Origin of the sequence: Tunicatimonas sp. (assembly GCF_049647865.1) — a bacterium.
Taxonomy (GTDB): Bacteria; Bacteroidota; Bacteroidia; order Cytophagales; family Cyclobacteriaceae; genus Tunicatimonas.
The window spans coordinates 1-1,860 of the sequence record NZ_JBARYM010000852.1 but is presented as its reverse complement, the minus strand read 5'-3'; the positions used below and the strand labels follow the sequence as shown (position 1 = coordinate 1,860).

Annotated in this window: 3 protein-coding genes; 1 reads left to right on the top strand and 2 read right to left on the bottom strand. The window is 47.6% G+C overall.

Annotated features, from left to right (window positions below):
- Positions 1-415: DUF6807 family protein (locus WBA23_RS24535; RefSeq protein WP_424584916.1), on the bottom strand; the 415-nt coding region annotated here is incomplete at its 3' end.
- A gap of 177 nt (positions 416-592) precedes the next feature.
- Between WBA23_RS24535 and WBA23_RS24530 the strand changes: the two genes are divergently transcribed.
- Positions 593-1,267, top strand: coding sequence for a DNA alkylation repair protein (locus WBA23_RS24530; protein ID WP_424584915.1), 675 nt, complete (start codon positions 593-595; stop codon positions 1,265-1,267).
- Between the two features lie 71 nt (positions 1,268-1,338).
- Here the strand turns inward: WBA23_RS24530 and WBA23_RS24525 are convergent.
- On the bottom strand, positions 1,339-1,860 hold a 522-nt coding region (locus WBA23_RS24525), incomplete at its 5' end, for a YfbK domain-containing protein (protein WP_424584914.1).

Below are 1,860 nucleotides of genomic sequence, written 5' to 3'. Positions count from 1 at the left end.
GTTCATCCGTCCAGCTGGGCGACTTCCAGTAGGTTTTAGTATACAACGTGCTGTCTTCTTGTTTCCCGGCTACTTCGTAAACATCCCAGCTTATATTTTCGCAAGCCCAGGCATCGCCAATCCGTTTATCGCCAATTAGTATCTGGTGCCACGTCCAGAAGATGCCTCGGTGATGGGGATGATCTGCAGGGAAGTCTTCCGTAAGTACTGAGCCGTCTAACCCGTACAGCGGATGGACATAATTGGCTCGAGCGTATTCACCGTTCTGTGACTTCGCTTTTTGCTGGTAGAAGAAGATACGCTCGCCATTTTCCTTCACCCAAACTCCATCTTCCGAATGCTCAAACGTAAGTGATTGAGCAGATAATGAAACCGTCAGTAGTAATGATAGTAGTAAGTAGATATAGTATTGCATTAGTGTACCGTTAATAATACGCCAAAGATAAACCGTAATTGGCGCTTAGAAAAAACTTTTAGCATTTACATAATCCGCTTAGCAAAGCAAAAAAGGGTTGATAGGTTTCCTTAGACACTCACAAAAGCTTTCTCCAAATTTAGTACTTTTATCTACTACGTATTAGTAATACAATCGATGACCGCCGAGCAAATACTCATCCAACTGCACGATTTAGCCGACCCCGCTTACTTACCCAAAATACAACGTTTTGGTATTCTTACCGATCAGGCATTGGGCATCCGAATACCCATGCTACGGCAACTGGCTAAACCCTACTGCCAGCAGCACGAACTGGCTCTTGATCTGTGGGATAGCGGTGTTCACGAAGCTCAAATACTTGCTACGCTAGTGGATGATCACCGGCAAGTTACCGAAGAGCAATTGGAAAATTGGGTAACCGACATTCAGTCCTGGGATTTATGCGACCAAGCCTGTAGCAATCTGTTTTGGCGTACCCCTTTCGCCTACCGCAAAGCCACCGAGTGGTGCCAACGTTCCGAAGAATTTGTGAAGCGGACGGGCTTTGTGCTAATGACGGCTCTGGTTATCCACGATAAGAAGATGCCCGAAGACCAAATCATCGCTCTCTTTCCCTACCTGGAAATGGAGGCCTACGACAATCGCAACTTTGTAAAGAAAGCGATCAACTGGATGCTGCGCCAAACCGGCAAACGTAGTTTATCACTCAACCAGCAAGCCATCAATTTAGCTCAGGAGATCGGTCAGCAAAAATATCTATCCGCCCAATGGATTGCCCATGATGCTTTACGAGAGCTTCAGAGTGAGAAGACACAAATGAGATTGAAATAACCAAGGCCCGGAGAACGGAAACAGGAAGCCAGATGGAGCAACTTCGGCCTCCAGATTCCAGGTTCCGAAAATCAGTTGCTCGCCAGCAGATTACACGACTCTACCAAGCGTATAAACTCTTGGCGGTAGCCTTCTCTATCCTCTCCTTGCGCATCACGGGCCATTTGAGCTACGGCGCCGTAGGTGAAGTTACCTTTGAACTGAGAATCGCGCAGTAGCATACCGAAACCGGCTACCGAAGCGGCAAACTGTAGGTTTTCTGAAGATTCGTCAAACGACTTCACATCACCTGTGAGCACTTGCTCAATTAATCTACTGGTGTCACCATCGGGGGCTTTGTAGCGTAGTTTGAGAGTCAGCCACTCATCGGAACGAGAAGCAGTTCGTTCGGTTTTTTGCTTTTGGTACTTCAAGTCATCTACCGATTTCAGCAAGTCTCCCGCATCTACTCCGGTCGGAATAATTTCGTACAGAGCGGTGACGGTATGACCGGAACCAAGTTCACCGGCATCTTTCTCGTCATCGTTAAAATCTTCGCTGCGGAGGGCGCGGTTTTCGTAGCCAATCAGTCGGTAACCCTGCACCTTGGTGGG

Coding starts and splice junctions, on each gene's coding strand:
- WBA23_RS24530 (WP_424584915.1), top strand. CDS start 593: ATGACCGCCGAGCAAATACTCATCCAACTGCACGATTTAGCCGACCCC.